Source organism: Pedobacter nototheniae, from assembly GCF_032678625.1.
In the GTDB taxonomy this organism is placed as follows: Bacteria; Bacteroidota; Bacteroidia; order Sphingobacteriales; family Sphingobacteriaceae; genus Pedobacter; species Pedobacter nototheniae_A.
Genome location: NZ_JAVTSO010000001.1, coordinates 1,208,460 through 1,231,482, shown reverse-complemented (window position 1 = coordinate 1,231,482; position 23,023 = coordinate 1,208,460). Strand labels below are relative to the sequence as shown.

19 protein-coding genes are annotated in these 23,023 nt (G+C 36.4%); 12 read left to right on the top strand and 7 right to left on the bottom strand.

The features are described from left to right. Window positions 1–190: 190 nt before the first annotated feature. From R2Q77_RS05590 to R2Q77_RS05580, 3 genes are all read left to right on the top strand, one after another. Window positions 191–3,373 carry a TonB-dependent receptor gene (locus R2Q77_RS05590; protein WP_316802724.1) on the top strand — a complete coding sequence of 1,061 codons (3,183 nt, stop codon included), beginning with the start codon at window positions 191–193 and terminating at the stop codon, window positions 3,371–3,373. Between the two features lie 106 nt (window positions 3,374–3,479). Then, entirely contained in the window at window positions 3,480–5,234 is a 1,755-nt protein-coding gene (locus R2Q77_RS05585) for an ABC transporter ATP-binding protein (RefSeq protein ID WP_316802723.1), read from the top strand. Window positions 5,235–5,306: 72 nt separating this feature from the next. After that, complete coding sequence (locus R2Q77_RS05580) at window positions 5,307–5,510, top strand: PLDc N-terminal domain-containing protein (protein ID WP_316802722.1); 204 nt, start codon at window positions 5,307–5,309, stop codon at window positions 5,508–5,510. 12 nt (window positions 5,511–5,522) lie between these two features. Here R2Q77_RS05580 and R2Q77_RS05575 read toward each other — a convergent pair whose 3' ends face one another. The 5 genes from R2Q77_RS05575 to R2Q77_RS05555 all read right to left on the bottom strand — a co-directional run bounded on the left by R2Q77_RS05575 (window position 5,523) and on the right by R2Q77_RS05555 (window position 11,111). Further along, window positions 5,523–6,812, bottom strand: coding sequence for an MFS transporter (locus tag R2Q77_RS05575; protein WP_316802721.1), 1,290 nt, complete (start codon window positions 6,810–6,812; stop codon window positions 5,523–5,525). A 90-nt stretch (window positions 6,813–6,902) separates the two neighbouring features. Continuing rightward, complete coding sequence (recG, locus tag R2Q77_RS05570; protein WP_316802720.1) at window positions 6,903–9,008, bottom strand: ATP-dependent DNA helicase RecG; 2,106 nt, start codon at window positions 9,006–9,008, stop codon at window positions 6,903–6,905. 107 nt (window positions 9,009–9,115) lie between these two features. Next, window positions 9,116–9,496 (bottom strand): RidA family protein, encoded by a 381-nt coding sequence (locus R2Q77_RS05565; protein WP_316802719.1) that lies wholly within the window; start codon window positions 9,494–9,496, stop codon window positions 9,116–9,118. A 14-nt stretch (window positions 9,497–9,510) separates the two neighbouring features. After that, a complete protein-coding gene (locus R2Q77_RS05560) occupies window positions 9,511–9,651 on the bottom strand; it encodes a DUF6728 family protein (RefSeq protein ID WP_316802718.1) in 141 nt (46 codons plus the stop codon). A gap of 101 nt (window positions 9,652–9,752) precedes the next feature. After that, on the bottom strand, window positions 9,753–11,111 hold the full coding sequence (locus R2Q77_RS05555) for an OmpA family protein (RefSeq protein ID WP_316802717.1): 1,359 nt from the start codon (window positions 11,109–11,111) through the stop codon (window positions 9,753–9,755). A gap of 173 nt (window positions 11,112–11,284) precedes the next feature. Here R2Q77_RS05555 and R2Q77_RS05550 point away from each other — a divergent pair, with 173 nt between their 5' ends. Then, complete coding sequence (locus R2Q77_RS05550) at window positions 11,285–12,574, top strand: aminopeptidase P family protein (RefSeq protein WP_316802716.1); 1,290 nt, start codon at window positions 11,285–11,287, stop codon at window positions 12,572–12,574. Here R2Q77_RS05550 and meaB read toward each other — a convergent pair. Then, a complete protein-coding gene (gene meaB, locus R2Q77_RS05545) occupies window positions 12,561–13,460 on the bottom strand; it encodes a methylmalonyl Co-A mutase-associated GTPase MeaB (RefSeq protein WP_316802715.1) in 900 nt (299 codons plus the stop codon). The genes R2Q77_RS05550 and meaB overlap by 14 nt on opposite strands. 98 nt (window positions 13,461–13,558) lie before the next feature. Between meaB and R2Q77_RS05540 the strand changes: the two genes are divergently transcribed. The 7 genes from R2Q77_RS05540 (at window position 13,559) to R2Q77_RS05510 (ending at window position 21,162) form a co-directional block, all read left to right on the top strand. Next, window positions 13,559–14,728 (top strand): glycosyltransferase family 87 protein, encoded by a 1,170-nt coding sequence (locus R2Q77_RS05540; RefSeq protein WP_316802714.1) that lies wholly within the window; start codon window positions 13,559–13,561, stop codon window positions 14,726–14,728. Window positions 14,729–14,738: 10 nt separating this feature from the next. Continuing rightward, window positions 14,739–15,395 (top strand): glycosyltransferase family 32 protein, encoded by a 657-nt coding sequence (locus tag R2Q77_RS05535; protein ID WP_316802713.1) that lies wholly within the window; start codon window positions 14,739–14,741, stop codon window positions 15,393–15,395. 103 nt (window positions 15,396–15,498) lie between these two features. Then, entirely contained in the window at window positions 15,499–16,404 is a 906-nt protein-coding gene (locus tag R2Q77_RS05530) for a glycosyltransferase (protein WP_316802712.1), read from the top strand. Between the two features lie 36 nt (window positions 16,405–16,440). Further along, window positions 16,441–17,238 (top strand): glycosyltransferase family 2 protein, encoded by a 798-nt coding sequence (locus tag R2Q77_RS05525; protein ID WP_316802711.1) that lies wholly within the window; start codon window positions 16,441–16,443, stop codon window positions 17,236–17,238. Window positions 17,239–17,285: 47 nt separating this feature from the next. Further along, window positions 17,286–19,115 (top strand): ABC transporter ATP-binding protein, encoded by a 1,830-nt coding sequence (locus tag R2Q77_RS05520; RefSeq protein WP_316802710.1) that lies wholly within the window; start codon window positions 17,286–17,288, stop codon window positions 19,113–19,115. A 6-nt stretch (window positions 19,116–19,121) separates the two neighbouring features. Further along, the gene (locus R2Q77_RS05515; RefSeq protein ID WP_316802709.1) at window positions 19,122–20,216 is read left to right on the top strand and encodes a glycoside hydrolase family 99-like domain-containing protein; all 1,095 of its coding nucleotides are present in this window, start codon (window positions 19,122–19,124) and stop codon (window positions 20,214–20,216) included. A gap of 10 nt (window positions 20,217–20,226) precedes the next feature. Next, a complete protein-coding gene (locus R2Q77_RS05510; RefSeq protein WP_316802708.1) occupies window positions 20,227–21,162 on the top strand; it encodes a glycosyltransferase family 2 protein in 936 nt (311 codons plus the stop codon). Here R2Q77_RS05510 and R2Q77_RS05505 read toward each other — a convergent pair. Next, window positions 21,146–22,039: a glycosyltransferase gene (locus tag R2Q77_RS05505; protein ID WP_316802707.1), complete on the bottom strand. Its 894-nt coding sequence runs from the start codon at window positions 22,037–22,039 to the stop codon at window positions 21,146–21,148. The genes R2Q77_RS05510 and R2Q77_RS05505 overlap by 17 nt on opposite strands. A 75-nt stretch (window positions 22,040–22,114) precedes the next feature. On the opposite strand from R2Q77_RS05505, the gene R2Q77_RS05500 reads away from it, so the two are divergent. Beyond that, window positions 22,115–23,017 (top strand): glycosyl transferase family 90, encoded by a 903-nt coding sequence (locus R2Q77_RS05500; protein ID WP_316802706.1) that lies wholly within the window; start codon window positions 22,115–22,117, stop codon window positions 23,015–23,017. Window positions 23,018–23,023 lie beyond the last annotated feature (6 nt).

The window sequence follows — 23,023 nt, the reverse complement described above, 5'->3', positions numbered from 1 at the left end:
ATTAATTTCCTGCCTTCTTTTTTTACCCTGCAAGCAGCCCTTCTAAAGATTATTATGTGTCCCACAATTGATGCTCTTCACATTTAGAATACATTCCGTTTAAACTAATAACCTTATGTTAATGTAAAATCTAATTTCAATTAACACTAAGAAAACATCTTTGCGCCTAAGAAAACAATTAGAACTAATCATGATCAAAAATTTACTTACCGCAGTATTGCTGCTGTTTTGCTTTGTCCATAATCAGGCATTTGCTCAAACAACCCAGGCATCAATATCGGGGAGCGTTGTCGATGAACAAAAGAAACCTCTTCCTGGTGTTTCTGTCCAAATTAGAAATGAATCAACAGGATTCACCACTAAAACATCTACGAATACAAAAGGTGAGTATACCTTTAAAGAACTTCCATTAGGTGGCCCCTACACTATAAAAGCTGTATATGTAGGCTTTGGGGAACAAACCAGAAGCGGATACTTTTTAAATCAAGGCGATGCCATAAAACTTGCCATCGGCATGCAGGAAGCTTCTCAAAATTTAGAAGCGGTACAGGTTGTGGCTTCAGGTTTAAAAAATAAAATTGAAAACATTGGGGCGGCAACAGCCATTTCAGCTAAAGCCATTACCCAATTACCGGTAAACGGACGTAACTTTACCTCATTAATGGATTTATCTCCACTAAGTAAGGGTGGCAATATTTCTGGCCAGCTGGGTTCTTCTACCAATTATACCATTGATGGGATGAATGCTAAAAACCCAACATCAGCAGGTAGCACAACCAGCCGCAGTGGTGCACCTTATTCAATTTCAATAGAAGCAGTTAGAGAATTTAAGGTGGTAACCAACCAGTACGACGTTACTTATGGCCGTAGTGGTGGCGGTACTGTAAGTGCAGTAACTAAACAAGGTACCAACACTTTATCGGGAAGTGCCTTTACTTATGGCCGTGCCGATTGGTTATCGAGTGGTTACGACATTAGGGGCAATAAACGTCAGGCAGATTTCTCGACCTACCAATATGGTTTCTCATTAGGCGGCCCGATTATTAAAGATAAATTACACTTCTTTGTAGCCTGGGATCATCAGAGAGATGCACGGCCCTTGTTAATTGCTGATGTACAATCTTCGGCTGATGAATTGCGTTATAACATTACGCGCTCTACCATGGATTATTTTGTTGGAGTTGCCCGTAATAAATATGGTGTGGCCAATACTGCTCAATATGGTTCTTTCCCTAAAAAAAGAGGATCTGATGCTGCTTTCGCCCGTATAGACTGGCAAATTGATGATAAAAACTTGTTAACCATTCGTGACAACTATACCAACGACCGTAATAATTTAGGTTTAGAAGATAACACTGCCATTAATTTATATGAATCTTATGGTAACGATAAAAATGTTGACAACAGTTTATTGGCTACTTTACGTACCTCAATCAATTCGAGGTTAACAAACGAATTAAAAGTACAACATCTTTATACTTACCAGAAAAGTAGCCCGGGCGATCAGTTACCGGCATCAAATATCCCCCGTGTAATTGTTGAAGGGGTTACTTCTGTTATTGGTGGTTCTAATAAAGCAACCAATATAGAAATGGGTGGCCATCGCTTTGCGCAGGAAGGTTTTACCAATAACGTACTGCAGTTTGTAGATAATTTATATTACAATACCGATAAAGTGAAATACACTTTTGGTGTTGATTTTATGTATACCCACGCGCACTCTTTATACGGTAGCGAGGTAAATGGTCGCTTCCATGTACAGGCCGGAACAACAACATTAGGCGACGGAAGCAAAGTGCCAACTTTTACCAACTATGAAAATGGAACAGCTTACCGCTATTTCAGAGAGGTACCTTTAATGGACGATCCAAGCGTAAATGCCGGAATTATAAATGCGGGAATTTATGGCCAAATGCAAACTAAACTTGCTAAAGGACTTGATTTAACCGCTGGTTTACGTTTAGACTATGCGCATTACCCTTCTTCGCCATTAAATCAATTGGTTTTTGATGAAATTGGTGTACGTACCGATAATAAATTAAAATCGTTTGTGGTACAACCGCGTGTTCAGTTTAGCTGGGATATAAACGAGCAACGTACTGATTTTGTACGTTTAGGGGCTGGTGTTTTCGCATCAGACATTAACAATTATGTAACCATTAACAACTTAACCTTTGATGGTAAGCATTACGGCACAGTTGATACACGTGTAGGCATTCCAACTGCCTATTTAACAGGTTATAGAAGTAATCCAGCCACTGCGCCTACTTTAAGCCAGTACCAGTTACCAACCATTAATACTTATGCAAAAGGGGCTAAAGTTCCGGTAGTTTACAAAGGAAATATATCATACAGTCACTTCTTTACGCCTAAATTAAGAGCGGGCATTACCGGTTATGCTACATTAGGCCGCAATAACTATGTTTATGTAGATCGTAACATGGCTGTTGATCCTTATTTTACCATTGCCAACGAAGCGAACCGTGGTGTGTACGTTCCTTTAGCATCCATTCCGCTAACCAATGGTGCTGCTGATTGGCAAGAAGGACGGATCAGTAAAAAATTAGGCCGCGTACTTGAAATGAACAGTGATGGTAAAGTAAATCAGTTTGCCATTGTGGTTGATGGAACTTACCAGTATTTCAGAGATGGAGAAATCTCTGTAAGTTATACCTGGAACGATACCAAAGACAATACTTCTTATAATGGTAACGTAGCCAATACTTCTACCTTAGCACTTCCTGTTAAAGATGATCCGCGTGATTTAAGCCACATGACTTATTCTGATAACCAGTTCAGACATAAAGTTGTGTTTTATGGCACAAGTCCGAGCTTTTATGGTTTTAACATTGGTGTTCGTTATTCGGGTATTGCAGGTACACGCTATAGCTTGCTTTCTGGAGCCAATACCAATGGCGATTTTGTAGGAACAAATGATTTAGCCTTTATTTTTGACAGAAACAATCCAAATGTAGCTGCAAACGTACGCGCTGGCTTGCAAGCCATTATGGATAATCCATTAGCCAGCCAGAGTTTAAAAGATTATATTAATAAATACGGTGATAAAATTGCAGAACGAAATGGTGGTATAAATGGTTTCTACGGAATTGTTGATGTAAGGATTACAAAAAAATTCAAGATCAATAAAACCCATAATTTCGAATTATCTGTTGATGCCTTTAACGTAGCCAACATTTTCAAGAAAACATGGGGTGTTAACGAATCATTGGGAAATCAGGCATTATATGCCCTGCAAAACCCGGGTTTTGATGCCGTGAATAAAAAATTCAACTACAATGTAAACAATGCAGGTATCGTAACCCCTTCAGGTAACCCTTATCAGTTCCAGGTTGGTTTACGCTATGGCTTTTAACTTAAATAATCTATGCTAAGTATCTTAGCGTAAAGTCATAAAAAAAGGGAATGGATTTATATCCGTTCCCTTTTTTTATGTTTGTATTTCAAACAACAAAGCACTAATGAATTTATTAATAAACTACCTGAAGAAACACAAGTGGATTGTGGCCTTGGCACTCCTTCTTGCAGGCATAAATATTGGCTTTTCTTTAATGGACCCTTACTTTACAGGACGAATTTTAGATTTGTACATCAACAAAAAATCATCGTTCAGCAGCAAAAGTGCTTATATATGGGGAGCATTAGGCTTTATTGGCTTAGCAATTGGTGCGGCAATGGTATCCAGGATTGCCAAAAATTTCCAGGATTATTTTACCAGTGTAATTGTACAAAAGGTTGGCGCCAAAATGTATGCTGATGGTTTACAACATTCTTTAAAATTACCTTATCAGGTTTTTGAAGATCAGCGCAGCGGCGAAACCCTGGGCATTTTGCAAAAAGTAAGATTGGATTCTGAAAAATTCATCACTTCGTTTATCAGTGTACTTTTTGTGAGTTTGATTGGGATGGTTTTTGTAATTGTTTACTCTTTCTCCATCAGCTACAAAGTTACCCTGGTTTACTTTGCCGCCATTCCAATCATCAGTTTTGTAAGCTGGTTTTTGAGCCGCAAAATTAAAACCATACAACGTTCTATTGTAGGCGAAACAACTGCTTTAGCCGGCTCTACAACAGAATCATTAAGAAATATTGAGCTGGTAAAAAGTCTGGGGCTTGCCGAACAGGAAATTGAAAGATTAAACAAAACGACTTACAAAATTTTAGGCCTGGAGCTTAAAAAGGTAAAGTATGTACGCAGCATGAGCTTTGTACAGGGCACTACCGTAAACCTGGTTAGAAGTACCATGATTGTGGTATTGCTTTTATTGATTTTTGACGATACAATTTCGGCAGGACAGTATTTCTCTTTCTTATTTTATTCATTCTTTCTTTTTGGACCGCTACAGGAATTAGGCAACGTAATTCTTTCCTGGCGCGAGGCCGAGGTATCGTTAGGTAATTTTAAAAAGATTTTAAGCACTCCGATTGACAAAAAACCTGATAACCCTATTTCTATTAAAAAGATTAATGATTTAACTTTCCAGGAGGTAAGCTTTAAACACCAAACGGCAAACAGAAATGCTTTAGAGCAAATTTCTTTTAAAACCAATAACGGACAAACCATTGCTTTTGTCGGCCCTTCTGGTTCTGGAAAAACAACATTGGTTAAACTGCTGGTTGGATTGTACCCGCCAAAGGAAGGACAAATACTATACAACGGCGCATCGAGTACAGACATTGATCTGGATGCTTTACGGGAGAAAATTGGTTTTGTTACACAGGACACCCAATTATTCTCGGGCACAATAAGAGAAAATTTACTTTTTGTAAATCCTAATGCCACGGATGAAGAATGTTATAAAGTACTAAACCAGGCAGCTTGTCAAACCTTATTGGCCAGGGCAGATAAAGGCTTGGATTCTTTAATTGGTGAAGGTGGCGTAAAAGTTTCAGGAGGAGAAAAACAGCGTTTATCAATTGCCAGAGCTTTACTAAGACAACCAGATATTTTAGTATTTGATGAAGCCACTTCTTCTTTAGATTCCATTACGGAAGAAGAAATTACCAAAACCATCAGGTCTGTTTCTGATTTAACCGATCACATTACCATTTTAATTGCGCACAGGCTATCGACCATTAAACATGCAGACAGGATCTATGTTTTGGAAAAGGGCCATATTATTGAACAGGGTAAGCACGAAGAGTTAATTGCTCAAAATGGTTTATATCAGGCCATGTGGCGCCAACAAATTGGCGAAAGAATTGTTGAAGCTTAGGAATGCATGAAAGTTCGGAGTGCGCCTTGCTATATACTGAATTGCATTCGTATTAATTAATCTTTATAATTTATGAACGAAAATTTAGCTCCCTGGTTTTTAACAATAATTATCCCCGCTTTGTTGTGGCTTGCATTGGTTATATCTGCTTTGTGGAATATTTCAAGAAATAACATGAGCTCAAGTGTGAAGGTATTATGGTACATCATAATCATCTTCGCACCCTTTATAGGCTCAATTATTTATTGGGTTTGGGGCAAAAACAAACAATTTTAATTCCGGTCAAACCTATGCTTTAACTGCAGCGGTTTGATCGTTAATATCCTGCAGGCTTAATTTGGTTAACGACTTTGTTTTTAACCAGGTTATACCAGCAATGGCAATAGTCATACTGCCGCCAAAAACTACAGCAGGCACAAGTCGCATTAATTTTGCAGTTAAGCCCGATTCAAATTCCCCAATTTCGTTAGAAGAACCAATAAACATACTGTTCACTGCTGATACCCGGCCACGCATTTCGTCGGGTGTAAGCAACTGCATAATGGTTGAGCGGATAATTACACTTACACTATCAAACGAACCTTCGAGGAATAAGAAGAACAACGTTAAATAAAAGTTTTTAGAAAGCCCGTAACAGATGATGCTTAAGCCGAAACCGGTAACTGCAATCAGCAGATTTCTCCAGGGTTTATTCATAGGTGAAAAGCGTGTCATGGCTAGCATGGTAATTACCGCACCTGAAGATGCCGCGCCTCTCATAATGCCCAAACCCATCGATCCCATGTGGAAAACATCTTTGGCAAACATAGGCAACAGCGCTACTGCACCACCAAAAAATACCGAGAACAAATCCAGGCTCATGGCCCAAACCATCATCTTCGTTTTAAATACAAAGCGTATACCTTCGCCCAAACTATTAAAAATATTTTGTGTAGGTACAAATGTAGCCGGGTGTTTTTTAAAACTGAAAATGCAGATCAATGAAATAGAAATGAGCACTACAATTACAATATAAGCGGCTGTAATACCCCACAACCAGTTTACCAAACCACCAATTAACGGCCCGATAATGGTTGCCAGCTGCCAGCTGCTGCTGTTCCACGTTGTTGAATTTGGGTAAAGGGCTTTCGGTACAATTTTAGCCATTAAAGAAAATGTAGCAGGCCCGAAAAAACCACGCGCAATTCCAATGCAAAATACCAGCCCATACATAATCAGCACAATCAGGTCTTCTTTTAAATGAAGGTATTTACTGGTGATGAGCAACATCAGAACAGAGCACAGCAGTACGCCTGAAAATATTTTAATTAGCAGACTTCTTTTCTCACTTTTATCTGCAATGTAACCTCCATAAAGTGCTATACCTATTGCAGGGATGGCTTCGCACAAACCGACCAACCCAAGTTTAAGGGCATCATGTGTTAAATCATAAATGTGATAACCGATAACAACCGCCTGCATTTGATAGGCCAGCGTAAAGAAAAAACGCATACCTAAAAAAGACCTGAATTCGGGAAAACGCAAAGCCGCGTAAGGATCGGCCTTTGTAACAATGGGATTGGGTTCTGAATCTGCCACTTGAAAGAATTTGAACTGCAAAATTACGGTTTGAAAATTAAATCCTTCAATCAAATTTAACTCAAACTAAATCGTTACGTGCAAATGATGTTAAGAAATTTTATCGAATGAAATACCCTGCTCACGCTTTCGCAGGTAGGCCTTAAGCAAAGCATTCTCGGGCTTTTCCAGGTGCCCGTCTTCCTGAAAAATAGCGATTACTGTATTCCTCGCTTCTGAGAGGATGATCTGATCTTTAGCCAAATCGGCAAGTTTTAAATCTAAAACACCACTTTGCTGTGTTCCGGTTAAGTCTCCCGGACCGCGTAGCTGTAAATCAATCTCTGAGATTTCGAACCCATTATTGGTTCTAACCATAGTCTCTAAACGCAGGCGACCATCTTTGCTCAATTTATTGCTACTCATCAAAATACAGAAAGACTGTTCGGCACCACGTCCTACGCGTCCACGTAACTGGTGTAATTGAGATAAACCAAAACGCTCGGCATTTTCAATAACCATAACCGAAGCATTGGGCACATTTACACCAACTTCAATTACCGTGGTGGCAACCATAATCTGGCTTTTGCCTTCGATAAACTGTTGCATTTCAAATTGCTTATCGGCATTTGGCATTTGCCCGTGAACAATGCTCATCTGATAATCAGGTCGAGGAAATTGATAACTCAATTGCTCAATGCCAGCCTCAAGATGTAGCAAATCTAACTTCTCGCTTTCTTTAATCAGCGGATAAACCACATAAACTTGCCGGCCTTTAGCAATTTCCTGTTTCATAAAACCAAACATGCGCATGCGCTGGCTTTCAAAAAGATGCCGCGTTTCAATGGGCTTTCTGCCGGCAGGTAATTCATCAATAACCGATACATCCAGATCTCCATAAAGTGTCATGGCAAGTGTGCGCGGAATAGGCGTAGCCGTCATTACCAAAATATGCGGAGGAATAATGCTTTTACGCCATAGTTTTGCCCTCTGTTCTACTCCAAAACGATGCTGCTCATCAATAACCACCAAACCCAGGTTCTTAAACTGAACCTTATCTTCAATTAAAGCATGTGTTCCGATTAAAATGTCGATTTCTCCATTTTCCAGTTGTTGGTGAAGAAGGGTGCGCGCTTTCTTTTTTGTATTTCCGGTTAATATGGCAACCCTAACCAGGTCGTCTGTTACCAGTTCTGTAATAGAAGCATAGTGCTGCCGCGCTAAAATTTCAGTAGGCGCCATCATACAAGCCTGGTAGCCGTTGTCATTTGCTAAAAGCATACTCATAAGTGCCACAGCAGTTTTTCCGCTTCCTACGTCGCCCTGTACAAGTCTGTTCATTTGAACACCACGTTGTGTGTCAATCCTAATTTCTTTTACCACACGTTTTTGCGCGTTGGTTAATTCAAAAGGCAAAAACTCTTTATAGAAACGGTTAACCTTTTCGCCAACAACATTAAAAGTTACGCCTTTAAACTTTAAGGCTTTTAGTTGTTTACTGTTTAAAAGTTGAAGTTGTATAAAAAACAGTTCCTCAAATTTCAACCTTCTTTCCGCAGCACTCAGGTCTTTCTGATTTTTTGGAAAATGAATATTGAGTAAAGCTACCCGTTTATCGGGTAGCTGATATTTATCTAAAATATATTGCGGTAAAGTTTCAGGTACTTGTTGTACCACCTGATCTAATAAACCCGCAATTAACCGCTGGATTCCTTTAGAATCAAGGTTAAACTTCTTTAGTTTCTCTGTAGAATTATAAACAGGCTGTAAAGTCTGGTTTCCCCTGCCAACAGCATTCTTTTGATATAACTCCATTTCCGGGTGAGAAATGCTGAACGTACCGTTAAACAAAGTTGGTTTCCCAAAAGCCACATACGCTGTGCCAACTATAATATGATCGTCTACCCATTTTAAACTTTGAAACCACACCAATTCCATGATGCCTGTTTCATCTTTAAAAACGGCAACAATTCGCTTTGCTCTCTTATCACCAATAACCTTTTTGCTGATTATCCGGCCAATAATCTGAATATAAGCTGCATCAGCATTGATCTGATTAATTTTATAAAATTTTGTTCGATCAATGTATCTAAAAGGATAATAAGAAAGCATATCCTCATAAGTAAAGAGATTAAGATCTTTCTTTATTACGTCAGCACGGGTTGGTCCAACGCCTTTTATAAATTCGATAGGTGTATCTAACGGAGAATTAAACAAAATTTCTACTGTTTCTTGTAAATAACAAGTTAATCAATTGTGCATTAAAAATTAATATCGAAAGCAACAATACCGAACGAAAATACTTATCTTTTCCTAAGCCAAAATTATCCCTTAACTGCAATTACAGAAATCTCTACATTAACATTTTTTGGCAATACCGATACCTGTACCGTTTCGCGGGCAGGAAAGTTCTCTGTAAAATACTGGCCATATATTTCATTTACCTGGGCAAAGGTGCCCATATCACTTAAAAAGATGGTTGTTTTTACTACATTTTCGAAATCTAAGCCCGCCTCCAACAATACGGCTTTAAGGTTACGCATTACCTGATGGGTTTCTTCTTCGATATTTACAAGGTTTAATTCTCCACTTTCCGGATTGATTGCAATCTGTCCGGAAACAAATAAAAAATTACCAGCCATTACAGCTTGATTATATGGTCCTATTGGCGCGGGCGCATTGCTTGTTTTGATAATTTGTTTCATAAAAGAATGGGGGGTTAAGACTTAGAAAGCCATTGAATCAGCTTATAGATAATGCCTGCAAGAAAAATAGAGATGGCCAAAGCATTAATAACATGCATAATTTTAATGTTGATGTTATTTGGACGGTTAGGGTCTTTTTTTCTGAAGAAATACATAGTACAAACTTAGATAAAAAGGTTTATACAGAAAATTAAAAGACATAAAAAAAGTCCCGGCTAATAACCGGGACTCTTTCAAAATTTTAAGTGAGAAAATACTAGTTTCTAGCAGATTCAACACGACGATTTTGGATACGACCTTCTTCAGTATCGTTAGAAGCAATTGGATTAGCTTCGCCAAAACCTTTAGTAGCAACTTGACTAGCTGAAACGCCAGAGTTTACTAAGTAAGTTTTAACAGAATTTGCTCTGTCTTTAGATAATTTCAAGTTATATGCAGCAGTACCTTCGCTTGAAGCGTAACCGTTAACAGTTACTTTACCACCGTTTTCACGTAACACTGAAGATAATTTATCTAAAGTTGGATAAGATTCAGTTTTTAATACTGATGAGTTGAAATCAAAACCGATTTTTTCGAAACCAGTAACGTTTGAAGTTGAAACTTCAGTAACAGGAGCTACTTTAGGAAGTGGACAACCTGAACCGTCAACAGCAGTACCAGCAGGAGTTCCTGGGCATTTGTCGAATTGATCAGCAACACCGTCACCGTCAGTATCTTTTTTCAAATCTTCAACAGATTTTTCAACAGCAGAAACACGGTTTTTCAATGCTTCAACTTCTTGACGTAAAGTAGGATCTTTTAACTCATCGTACATAGTAGCTAATGGGTTAGACCATTCTAAACTTGGTTTTGCAGAAGAACCTAAAGAGAACTCTAAACCAGCATAACCGTAAGAGAAGTGATCTTTAGTAGTACCTTTAGCATAAACTCCATCAAAGTTATCAGCGTCAACAAAGTTCATTGTGTAACCTAAGTTAAAGTTAACACGCTCAGAAACTTTGAATTTAACACCAGCACCAACTGGAATATAAAAACCTTTTACGTAATCTTTAGCATCGTGTTTGTCACCTGCAGGGCCAGTAGCATTACCTTTCCAATCAGTTACAGAACCATTAGCGTTAGTTACTTTTGGTGCGTAAGCTAAATAACCACCACCGGCAGTTAAGAAGAAACCTACTGAATTCTCACGACGTAAGAAATCGATAGAACCAACATTAACAACACCACGTAAATCTACAGCATATTGTAATTGAGTTTCAAATTCTTTTGCAGTTGAACCAGCACCTGCTAAAGCTGCATCGTTAGATCCAGATACTTTACCACGTAAACCGTTTAATTCTAAAGCAAACGAGTGACCTAATTGTTTACGGATATTTAAACCGTAACCTAAGTTAGCATCCCATTTGTTAAAATCATTAGAACCGCCAATCGCAATAACAGGAGCTAAAACACCACCGTTAACACCAATTGACCAAGTTCTGTACTGTCCTCTTCCACCAAATACCTTGGTTGAAGAAGTCGTTGCCGGGGTTTCCTGAGCGACAGCAAGAGAAGCTACTCCTGTTAATGCCACTAAAGAAAGAGCAAGACTTTTCTTTAAAGTAGAATAATTCATAATCTTTTTTTCTTTTTTAAGGGTTAAACAATTTAATTGATTAATTTTTTAGTAACCGCAAAATTAAACAAAATTTTAAATTTTCAAACTTTTATACAAACTCCGTTCCAAACTTCTACATATTTAATCATTTTCTTACATTTGACCATTACCCAGTTTAATATATAACATTTATGAAATATCCTAAAATTGATCAATCGCTTTTCGTCTTAAACCGCAAAAACTATGCTAAAGAACTAAAAAACAACTCTTTGGCGCTATTTCAATCGAATGATGAGTTTCCAAGAAGCGGTGATCAGAACTTTGTATTTAAGCAAAATCCTGATTTATTTTATTTATCAGGAATTGATCAGGAACAAACCATTTTACTGCTTTACCCCGATTGTCCTAATCCATTATATAGAGAAGTCCTGTTTTTAAGACAGACAAATGATCACATTAAGGTTTGGGAAGGCTATAAATATACAAAGGAGCAAGCAAAAGCAGCCTCGGGCATTGAAGCTATTTATTGGCTGGAAGATTTTGACAACATCTTACACAGCATTGTTCACTACGCAGATAACATTTATTTAAATACCAACGAGAACGACAGATATGCACATGCCGTTCCCTACAGAGATATTCGCTTTATAGATCAAATGCGATCGAAATATCCTCTACACCATTACGAACGTTCTGCTCCAATTATGCGTAAACTCCGGGCAGTTAAATCTGAAGTAGAAATTGATTTAACTAAAAAAGCTTGTGCAATTACGAGAGATGCCTTTATAAAAGTATTAAAATTCACAAAGCCAGGTGTTAAAGAATATGAAATAGAGGCCGAAATTATTCACGAATTTATTCGTCAGGGTGGAACGGGCCATGCTTATACGCCAATTATTGCATCTGGCCACAACGCTAACATTCTGCATTACAATGATAATAACCAGGAATGTAAAAATGGTGATGTAATTTTATTTGATTTTGGTGCAGAATACGCGAATTACAACGCCGATATGAGCAGGTCTATTCCGGTAAACGGGCGTTTTACTGCCCGACAAAAAGAAGTGTATAATGCAGTGTTGCATGTAATGAAAGAATCAACCAAGCTTTTAGTGGCCAATACCGTTTGGAATACTTACCATGAACAGGTAGGCGAACTCATGACAGAGCAATTAGTTAAGCTTGGTTTAATATCAGCTGAAGAGGTTAAAAAACAAAGTGCTTCCTATCCTGCTTACAAAAAGTATTTCATGCACGGCACTTCTCACCACTTAGGAATAGATGTACATGATTTTGCGGGCAGATACACCCCTTTTGCTGAAGGAAATATTTTAACCGTTGAACCTGGAATTTATATACCAGAAGAAGGTTTGGGCATCAGACTGGAAAACAATATCTTAATTACAGCAAATGGAAATATAGATTTAATGGCAGATATTCCATTAGAGGCTGAAGAAATTGAAGACATCATGAATTCTTAAATTCATCTGCAAATCGATAAATATTAAAATCTTTTTTAAGTAAGGCTTCGTGAATCTTTTCCCGAAGCCTTTTTTTATCTATGGGCAACATTTTATAATGCTGAATTATTTTCCATGCCTTTTCTGCAAACAAAAATTCTTTCTTTTCATTTACTTCGTTTGCAGGGTTATTGTTAATCCACTCGTACAATTCTTCTACACCAATATTTTTATCGGCCACCGTTTTTAAAACCGGGATAACTTTTAAGCCCTGATGCACAATTTTTTTAAGGTTATTTGCAAATGTATCTGCCCCCGCTCTATCAGCTTTATTAATTACAAAACAATCGGCTATTTCCATTAGTCCTGATTTAATATTCTGAACTTCATCGCCAGACTCAGGAACCAAAACGACTATTGTTTTATCAGCTAAGCCGGCGATTTCTACCTCAGATTGGCCTACACCAACTGTTTCAACTAAAATTAAATCGAAATCTGCTGCTTTTAAAACATCAACCATTTCTATTGTTTTTGCAGAAATGCCACCCAATGCACCTCTTGTTGCTAAAGAACGAATAAAAACATTTGGATTGTTAAACTGTGTCGCCATCCGGATTCGATCGCCAAGTAAAGAACCAAAATTAAATGGCGAAGTAGGGTCAATTGCTAATATGGCTATTCTTTTCCCGGCAGAAACAAATTGATTGGTTATGGCATTTACAAGGGTACTTTTACCTGCCCCGGGCGGCCCGGTAATGCCAAGTACCGGTATATTTTTATGGCTATCCAAATCCCTGAGAATTAAAGCTGCAGGCGCAATATCATTTTCAACAAGGGTTAAAACCCTGGCTAAAGTCTTATAATTCCCGCGTTTAACTTCTTCTAAAATGGATAGATGGTTATTCATCAATAAAAACTACATTTGCACAAAATAACAGAATTTATTTATCATATTTCATTTATAGCTTGGTACCGGGCTCCAAATAAATTTTTATTAACCTCTATATGGTATACGCTAAAGCCTTAAAATGCTTCAATAATAAGTACTTCATTTTATTTGTTTGGCTCTGCTTAGCAATATTTAGTACAGTTAAACAGTATAAATCAGGCTACGAACCCAATAATTATCGAATTTTCATTTATACTTTTTTTCATTCGCTCGAAAAACTAAATCTATATGCGAGATATATAGAATATGGCGACATGAATCATTATGGACCATTCTTCTCCTTAATTATAGCTCCTTTTGCATTAATGCCAAGGTATCTTGGCATTTTCTTATGGCAGGTTGCAAACACATTGTTTTTATATTATGCAGTGTCTACGCTTCCTTTAAAATCAACTAAAATAAATGCCATATACTGGATTATTGCTAATGAGTTGCTTACCGCCCTCTTTTCTTTCCAGATAAACCCCTCCATTACGGCAATCATAATTCTTTCTTACACCATGATTGACAGGAAGAACAATTTCATTGCTGCGTTCCTTATTATGTTGGGCACTTTTATAAAGCTCTATGGAATTGTAGGGCTCGCTTTTTTCTTTTTTGTAAAACAGAAGCCAAAATTTATTGCATACTGTATTTTCTGGGCAATTGTTTTCTTTGTTTTGCCAATGGTGTTTTTTGGGTTTGATTATATTATTCAGTGTTACAAAGATTGGTATATCTCTTTGTCTGCAAAACAGCTTGAAAATGCTACGCTAACTTCATGGCAAGATATGTCTATAATGGGCATGGCAAGAAGGTTGTTTCAAAACCCGGCAATCTCTAATTTGCCGTTTCTAATTTTTGGATTAATACTTTTTGGATTGCCTTACCTGAGAATTAAACAGTATAAAGCTGAGGGTTTCAGGTTAATGTTACTGGCTTCAACGCTTATTTTCACTGTAATTTTTAGTAATTCGTCTGAATCGCCAACTTATATTATTGCTTTTACAGGTGTAGCACTTTGGTTTGTACTGCAAGATAAACCCGTTAAAAAGGAAGTTATTGCTTTATTAATTTTTGCATTTCTGTTAACTTCATTGGCACCAACTGATTTTTATCCGCGATACATTAGAAATAATTACATTATGCGTTACTCATTAAAAGCGCTTCCTTGTATTTTAATCTGGTTTTACATTACCTATCAAATGTTAACTAAAAATTTCCTTATCAAATCATCAGAAGCTTAATTTAGTTAAAATGCCTATTCCAAAAATCATTCATCAAACATTCAAATCGTCAGAGCTACCATGGTTAACACGTTGGCATATTTCCAGATTTAGAAGAAAAAATCCTGATTTTAGCTACGAGTTTTATGATGATGCCAGAATAGAAAAATTCTTGTTGGAAGAATTTGATGAAGATACTTTTCGTTTGTACAAAAGGTTAAATATTGGTGCAGCAAAAGCCGACTTCTTCAGATATGCCGTATTATTTAAAAAAGGCGGCATTTATGTTGATATTGATAGCGGAATAAACGGTAGCCTTAATGATTTTATTCGGCCGGATGATTCTGCAATTATTACGAAGGAGGGCGACCCAACTTTATTTGCACAGTGGGCTTTAATTTTTGATGCCGGACATCCTTTTCTAAAAAGAACTATAGAAATTGTTTTAGAAAATATTCGCACCAATGCCTATCCAAACGATGTGCACAAAATGACGGGGCCAACTGCCTATACGCTGGCTATTAATGAATGTATTAAAGAAAACCCTACTATTCCTTACCGGATTTTTGGCACAGATTACAATAAGCACCTAAAGGTGAAATATAAACTTGGCAAATTTTTCCTTTACGAAAAAGGTGATCACTGGAAAAAAAAGCAGTTAACTACGCCTGTACTCAAACCAGAATAACCGTCAAAAAAATTAAACCCATGGCCGCTATTATGGCTAAATAAAGTAATTTAATTGATAAGCGTATCTTTGCATAAAATAAAAAGATAAATACCGATAAAACATGAAAGTAAGCGGCTTTACGTATATGCGCAATAGTTTTAAATACGGATACCCTGTAATTGAATCTATAAAATCTATTTTACCCCTTTGCGACGAGTTTATTGCCGTTGTAGGAAAATCAGAAGATGGCACACGCGAAGCAATTGAGGCAATTGGATCTGATAAAATCAGGATTATTGACACGGTATGGGATGACGAGCTTATTAAAGGCGGGCAGGTATTTGCACAGCAAGCAAACATTGGCTTAAGCGCATGTACGGGAGACTGGGCTTTTCATATTCAGTCTGATGAGGTTTTTCATGAAAAGGATTTACCCGAAATACAACAGGCAATGACCGATTTCAAAGATGATTTAAGTGTAGATGGTTTCCTTTTTAATTTTTATCATTTTATTGGTGATTACAAGCACATCGGAACGACGAGACGCTGGCATCGAAGAGAGATCCGCATTGTTAGAAACCTACCAAATGTGTATTCTTACAAAGATTCGCAAGGATTTAGAATCTACCCTTCGCCCGAAGATTATAAAAACCAAATCAATAGCAGAAAGTTAAATGTTAAACTTCTTCATGCAAGAATTTTTCATTATTCTTATTGCAGAAATCCTGATTTGTTATTGGGTAAGGTGAAAAGTTTTAACAATTATTATCAATCTGCAGATAAAACTGAAAATCAGTATAAAGAATATAAAACTTTCGATTTTGGAACCGTTGCCGATATTTTAGCGCCCTTTGAACAAAGCCATCATCCTGCAACGATGAAAAAAACAATCGAAGCCCAGGATTGGACTTTCAAACATAATCCTAAAAAAATAGCGTTATCATTCCGCAGGCTAATGCTGCACAGAATTGAGCAGGTAACAGGCTGGAGAATTGGAGAATATAAAAACTATAAAATCATAAAATAATTTCTAATAGAAATTAACCTTAATATTTATAATTGAATGCGAAAGGAATTACCATCAGTTGCTTTATTAATTTCGACCTATAACTGGCCAGCGGCTTTAGAGCTTGTGCTATTGAGCATAGCTAAACAAACCCGCATGCCCAATGAGATTGTTATTGCAGATGATGGCTCAAAAGAGGATACCAAAGCTCTGATTGAAAGGTTTAAAGTTGAATTTAACCTGCCCATTAAACATGTTTGGCATGAAGACAAAGGTTTTAGAAAAAGCTTAATCCTCAATAAAGCGGTTAAACAAATTACCTCTTCTTATATTATAGAAATAGACGGTGATATTATTGTTCACCCCAAATTTGTTGCTGACCATTTGAAAGGTGCGCAAGCAGGTTATTTTGTTCAGGGGAGCCGCTCAATGATTACAGAAGAAAAGGCAAACGAAATTTTAAAAACGAAAAACACCAACTTCTCTATTTTTACGACAGGTTTATACAGCAGGTTTAATGCACTCAGGGTTCCTGTTTTAACTAAAATTTTTCTTTTAGACCCCTCAAACCCATTTCATATTAAAGGCTGTAATCTGGCCTTTTGGAAAAAAGACTATATTCAGGTTAATGGATATTACAATGGTTTTGAAGGATGGGGCGGCGAAGACTATGAATTTGCAGCCCGGTTATTACATTCGGGCATTAAAAGACGACGATTGAAAATGGCTGCATTAGCCTTTCATATTTTCCATAAAGAAAATTCGCGTAGCAATACGGGGCCTAACGACAAGATCTACAGGAAAACGCTTGCGGAAAAATTAACTTCCTGTGACAACGGATACAATCAGGTATGAGGTTATAAATGTAATAAAACCATACTTTTACATTCTTAATTTTTTAGATGAAAACATATTTCAGACTTTTATCGTTTGCCAAACCCATAGAAAAATTTGCCATACCTTACGTTATTGCAACCCTCTTATCTATTTTGTTTGGAACTTTAAATCTTACACTTTTAGTTCCGCTTTTTGAAACCTTGATTTCTAAAGGAGGGGCAAGTATAACCAGCGTAGCAGATAAAGCTACTTCTGCCTTTGACATTACAGCTCAATTTAAAGACTTTGTAAATAACTCTATAGCCAAAAATGGCAGAGGACAAACCTTAAATTACGTTTGTGGAGTAATTGTATCTTCAGTACTGCTGTCTAATTTCTTCCGTTATTTTTCTCAACGTTATATGGAAGATTTACGGGTACATACCTTATTAAATCTCCGTAAAACGGTTTTTAATAATGTAATGAATTTGCATGTGGGCTTTTTTAATAATGAACGTAAAGGAGATATTATTTCCAAAGTAGCATCTGATGTTCAGGTAGTACAATTTACCGTAACTAACACCTTGCAGGTAATATTTAAAGAGCCGTTAACCCTTATTTTTTATATCCTGGTGTTGCTTTCAATATCCGTTAAATTAACGCTTTTTTCGTTATTGGTTATCCCGGTATCTGCATTTATTATTAGCAAAATCGTTAAAAGAATTAAACAACAGGCAAAAGAAGCACATGAATCTTTCGCAAAAATGATTGGTTTTCTTGACGAGGCTTTAAGTGGCATTAAGATTATCAAAGCATTTAATTCGACAGAAAGAATAAAAGACAAGTTTCATAAAGAAAATATTTTTTATTCAAACCTGAATAGAAAAATGGTAAGAAGACAACAGCTGGGCTCTCCCGTATCTGAATTTTTAGGCGTTTTAATGGTTTCAATTATTGTTTGGTATGGCGGTAATTTAATCATCAGCAACCAACCAGATGCCCTTTCAACCAGTCAGTTTATTGCTTACATTGCCATTTTTTCACAGGTAATGCGTCCCGCAAAAGCCTTAACAGATTCATTTAGCGGAATTCATTCCGGTATAGCTGCCGGCGAAAGGGTTTTAGATTTAATTGATACAAAACCAGCTTTAGTAAATAAAGAAGGTGCCAAAGGCATTAACGGATTTGAAGAAAGTATTAATCTATCCAATGTATCTTTTAGCTATGGAGATAAAGAAGTTTTAAAAAATATCAATCTTGAGATTGAAAAAGGAACTACAGTTGCTTTAGTTGGTCCTTCAGGAGGTGGAAAAAGTACATTAATGGATTTGATCCCGCGTTTTCATGATCCAAAATCAGGAAGTATTAAAATTGATGGTTTAGATTACAGAGACCTTACCGTAGAAAGCATCCGTGCCCAAATGGGAACCGTAAACCAGGAATCTTTTTTATTCAACGATAGCATTTTTAATAACATCGCTTTCGGTAAACCGGAAGCAACTATTGAAGAAGTAATGGCTGCAGCAAAAATTGCCAATGCCCACGATTTTATAGAAAACACAGAAAATGGCTATCAAACTTTTGTTGGTGATAGAGGCAACAGATTATCAGGCGGGCAGCGGCAACGTGTGTGTATTGCGAGAGCAGTACTGGCAAACCCACCAATTATGCTTTTAGATGAGGCCACTTCTGCTTTAGATACCGAATCTGAAAAATTAGTTCAGGATGCATTAAACAACCTGATGAAAAACCGGACATCGATTGTAATTGCACACCGTTTAAGCACCATACAACATGCCGATAAAATTTTTGTAATTGATAAGGGTGAGGTGATTGAAACAGGTACGCACCTTGAATTGATTCAGAAAAAAGGCATTTACAACAAACTAATCGAATTACAAGCTTTTAATGATTAAAATCCAATGGCGTTAAAACCAATAGCAATATACCTTCCTCAATACCATACTATCCCCGAAAATGATGAATGGTGGCAGAAAGGATTTACAGAGTGGACAAACGTTAAAAAGGCTGAATCTCAATTTAGTGGTCATTACCAGCCTCACGTGCCGCTAAATAAAAATTATTATGATTTAAGCGCTAACCATGTCATGGAAGAGCAGGCAGCGCTCGCAAAATCTTTTGGTATAGAAGGATTCTGCTTTTATCACTACTGGTTTACCGGCCATTTATTGCTGGAGAAACCATTGCACAACATGCTTACTGAAAAAAAGCCGGATATGCCTTTTTGTATGTGTTGGGCAAATGAAAACTGGACAAGAACCTGGGATGGACAGGACAAGCAGGTTTTAATTGAACAACACTATTCTTTAGAGGACGATAAAAAGCATATCGAATATTTGATTCCATTTTTTAAAGATGAACGATACATTAAAATAGACAATAAACCTGTTTTTTTAATGTACAGAACAGAGTTGCACCCTAATATTAAGGAAGCTGTTGCCTTATGGCGTGCAGAAGCTAAAAAAGCCGGTTTTGATGATTTATATTTAATCCGTGTAGAAAATCACCTTAAGGAAATCAATCCTGCAGATCATGGCTTTGATGCAGGAATGGAATTTGCACCCGATTCAGGACATAAAGGAAGAAAAGTTGCAAAAAGTAATTTCATGAAATATTTAGTCAATAAAATTTTGCATAGTTCAGGAATTAAAAAATCTGTTCACCACCAAAATTTCATTTATTCTTACCAATCAATGGTTAACAGCCTGATTAATAAACCAAAGAGAGCCTATAAATATTTCCGCTGTGTTTTTCCATCCTGGGACAATTCGGCCAGAAGAAAAATCCATGCCACCATGTATTTAGGCTCAAAGCCATCTATTTTCCAGCATTGGGTAAAGGAAATGGCAAATTTTACCCGCAATAATTTTGAAGAAAAGGAGCAGCTGTTGTTTATTAACGCCTGGAATGAGTGGGGCGAAGGCTGTCACCTTGAACCAGATGAAAAATATGGCACACAATATTTGGAAGCGCTTAAAAAAGGAATAGAGGCATAATTTTAACGGTATGGGCGTTCCTTTAGTTTCCATAGCAATTTGCACCTATAATGGTGAGAAACACCTTATAGAACAGCTGGAAAGTATTGTTAATCAAACTTACAGTAATTTACAGATAATTGCAGCCGATGATCTTTCTACAGATTCTACTGTAGAAATTTTAAGATCCTACCAGGATAAATATTCTTTCTTTACGCATTACCAAAATCAGCGTAACCTTGGTTATGTTAAAAACTTTGAAAATGTAATCTCAAAATGTAAAGGAGAATATATTGCCTTGTCTGATCAAGATGATATTTGGGATTTAGACAAGATAGAAAAGCAGGTTAAAAACATTGGTAACCACAGTTTGATTTATCACGACTCCTCTTTTATAGATGAAAAAGGCAATTCACTTTCTAAAAAACTGTCGGAAGTATATACTCAATACCAAGGCAATGAGCCCTTTCCATTCCTCCTTTTTAATTGTGTTGCAGGACATAGTATATTATTCAGCAATCAGTTGGTGAAAGATATAATTCCATTCAACGAAGCGTATTTTCATGATCGGTGGATTGCAAATATTGCATCTGAAAGAGGGGGGATCAAATTAATTCCTTCTCCTTTAGTTCGGTACAGACAACACAGCACATCAATTACCGACTCGCTGAATATGAAAACTGATCAAGATCGTCCCGATCTTTTATTTAGTTTGCCAGCACTGAACTGGATTAAGATGTGCAGCGAAAAATCATTAAGGCATAAACTCTATTATAAAAATATTTTGGCCTGCTTTAATGAAAAAGGAGAGATAACAAATAGCTTTAAACTCTTCTTTTTATTGCTAAACAAGATATACCTGATTTTTTTTACGGTGAAAAAATCGAAGTTTAGCAAGCTAAATTATCTAAGAAAAATTTGTTTCTCCTCTAATCATTCCATTCAATCTTCTAACGAGAAGATTTGAGGTATTTCAAACTATAGAAAAGGCATTTAAAGAATAAATTATTACTTAGCTTCCCTTTAACCCTATAGCCATTTAAAAATTGGTATAAAGCTTTAAAATCATAACCCATAGATACCAGTTTCTTTAAAATCCACTTATAACTACTCTTTTCAATTAAATTACGCTCACTTCCAGATAAATCAACAACACTAACTGGTAAAAAATCGGCCCATTTATCATGTAGTTTTAAAGTATCTTCCAACCACGATTTGCTATAACCACCTTCTGAGAAATGTTCCATCAAGATGTTTAGTGAAACCATTATATCATATCCGTTTTTAAAAATGTTTAAACAAAAATCAATGTCATAGCCGTGAAAACCTTTTAGCATATTTTGATCAAAAGGATATTTAACCGCAATTTCTCGAAGCGTACAAAACCACATGCCATCCACACAAACCACTTTGGCAATATCAATTTTATTTCCCCTCTCAAGATAATGAATGGGTTTTTCTCCTTTATTTTTAAAAGCTTGAATGTAATTACAGTACAACAAATTGTTATGATGACTCTCTGCAAACCAACCTGAAGGAGCTAGGCTCTTATAAGCACTTCCGGCAACACCTAAAATACCAACTTCAGGATTCCTTTTAAAGTTATTTACGACTTCTATACCCCAATTTTCAGTTTTAATACTGATATCCTCATGCATAAAACAAAGCAAATCGTACTTAGCTGCAATTGCTCCTTTATTGTAAACTTCACACAGTCCAAGTTTATCTACTCCACCATTATCAAAACTAATCAACTCGTAATCAACACCAATGGTTTCTTTAATGTTATTTTTAACATCCCTAAGCCTTTTCTCATCAACTGAAGCAATTATAATTGATATCATAAGCTACAAAAATATACATTTAGTCAGTTCAATTACATAAAATGAGATACCTTTACAAAAATACGATAGATTAATATGGGGTTAACTTCTTTTGCATATAAAAAAATAGATAAAATCTCTAAAGGGCAAAAATTTTTAGCAAAGAGTTACAGAGGAAAACTACCTCATATTGAACTCATTAAAACTGGTGATTTCTTTAAAATTTCTTTCATTGGAAAAAGTCAATCGAGAGGTTTCTCCACAGCTAAGCTTGTTTCTGATTGTTTAAAAAATATAAGAACAGATAAAGATTTTTTATTTAGATTTTTCATTAACGATAAACCAAACGAAATTATTTCAAAAGAAGATTTTTATTATTGCCTCAAAGTCGATCAGAAAGATTATCTAATTCCTGATTTTGCTTTTGATGGTTGGCCGGAAGCAGGTATTATCTCCTATGAAGAAACAACAAATCAAATGCTCTTAAATGGTTTAGATACATGGATGGATAACAGGCTATTTTGGATTGGAAATAAAAATACGAATGCCATTAGAGAAAAACTAATCAACATAGGAGAAGATCATCCTGAAAAATTTATATTTCAAGATACATTTGTAGATAATTTTGTAATTCACAAAAAAGATGTTCCTTACACTACATTACCCGATCACTGTAAATATAAATACCTTATAGATGTGGCAGGAAATAGCTACTCTGCAAGATTAAAATTTCTTTTTTATAGTCGAAGAGTTGTTTTTATCCAAGAAAGGGAGTGGAAAGAATATTTTCACGATCAATTGATTCCTTACAAACACTACATACCTATAAAAAATGACTTGAGCGACTTGGTTAGTCAGTACGAAATGATTGAGTCAAAACCTGATTTATATGAGGAAATCGTCAATCACGCCTATAAATTTGCAACCGAAGTACTAACCTACCAGTCTGCAATTAAATTTATGACTGATAATATTGTCAATAGAATTGATAATCTATAAATGAGA

Coding starts and splice junctions, on each gene's coding strand:
- meaB (WP_316802715.1), bottom strand. CDS start 13,460: ATGAATAACCATCTATCCATTTTAGAAGAAGTTAAACGCGGGAATTAT.
- R2Q77_RS05510 (WP_316802708.1), top strand. CDS start 20,227: ATGGGCGTTCCTTTAGTTTCCATAGCAATTTGCACCTATAATGGTGAG.
- R2Q77_RS05520 (WP_316802710.1), top strand. CDS start 17,286: ATGAAAACATATTTCAGACTTTTATCGTTTGCCAAACCCATAGAAAAA.
- R2Q77_RS05560 (WP_316802718.1), bottom strand. CDS start 9,651: ATGTATTTCTTCAGAAAAAAAGACCCTAACCGTCCAAATAACATCAAC.
- R2Q77_RS05565 (WP_316802719.1), bottom strand. CDS start 9,496: ATGAAACAAATTATCAAAACAAGCAATGCGCCCGCGCCAATAGGACCA.
- R2Q77_RS05540 (WP_316802714.1), top strand. CDS start 13,559: ATGGTATACGCTAAAGCCTTAAAATGCTTCAATAATAAGTACTTCATT.
- R2Q77_RS05590 (WP_316802724.1), top strand. CDS start 191: ATGATCAAAAATTTACTTACCGCAGTATTGCTGCTGTTTTGCTTTGTC.
- R2Q77_RS05500 (WP_316802706.1), top strand. CDS start 22,115: ATGGGGTTAACTTCTTTTGCATATAAAAAAATAGATAAAATCTCTAAA.
- R2Q77_RS05555 (WP_316802717.1), bottom strand. CDS start 11,111: ATGAATTATTCTACTTTAAAGAAAAGTCTTGCTCTTTCTTTAGTGGCA.
- R2Q77_RS05585 (WP_316802723.1), top strand. CDS start 3,480: ATGAATTTATTAATAAACTACCTGAAGAAACACAAGTGGATTGTGGCC.
- R2Q77_RS05505 (WP_316802707.1), bottom strand. CDS start 22,039: ATGATATCAATTATAATTGCTTCAGTTGATGAGAAAAGGCTTAGGGAT.
- R2Q77_RS05580 (WP_316802722.1), top strand. CDS start 5,307: ATGAACGAAAATTTAGCTCCCTGGTTTTTAACAATAATTATCCCCGCT.
- R2Q77_RS05525 (WP_316802711.1), top strand. CDS start 16,441: ATGCGAAAGGAATTACCATCAGTTGCTTTATTAATTTCGACCTATAAC.
- R2Q77_RS05535 (WP_316802713.1), top strand. CDS start 14,739: ATGCCTATTCCAAAAATCATTCATCAAACATTCAAATCGTCAGAGCTA.
- R2Q77_RS05550 (WP_316802716.1), top strand. CDS start 11,285: ATGAAATATCCTAAAATTGATCAATCGCTTTTCGTCTTAAACCGCAAA.
- R2Q77_RS05530 (WP_316802712.1), top strand. CDS start 15,499: ATGAAAGTAAGCGGCTTTACGTATATGCGCAATAGTTTTAAATACGGA.
- R2Q77_RS05515 (WP_316802709.1), top strand. CDS start 19,122: ATGGCGTTAAAACCAATAGCAATATACCTTCCTCAATACCATACTATC.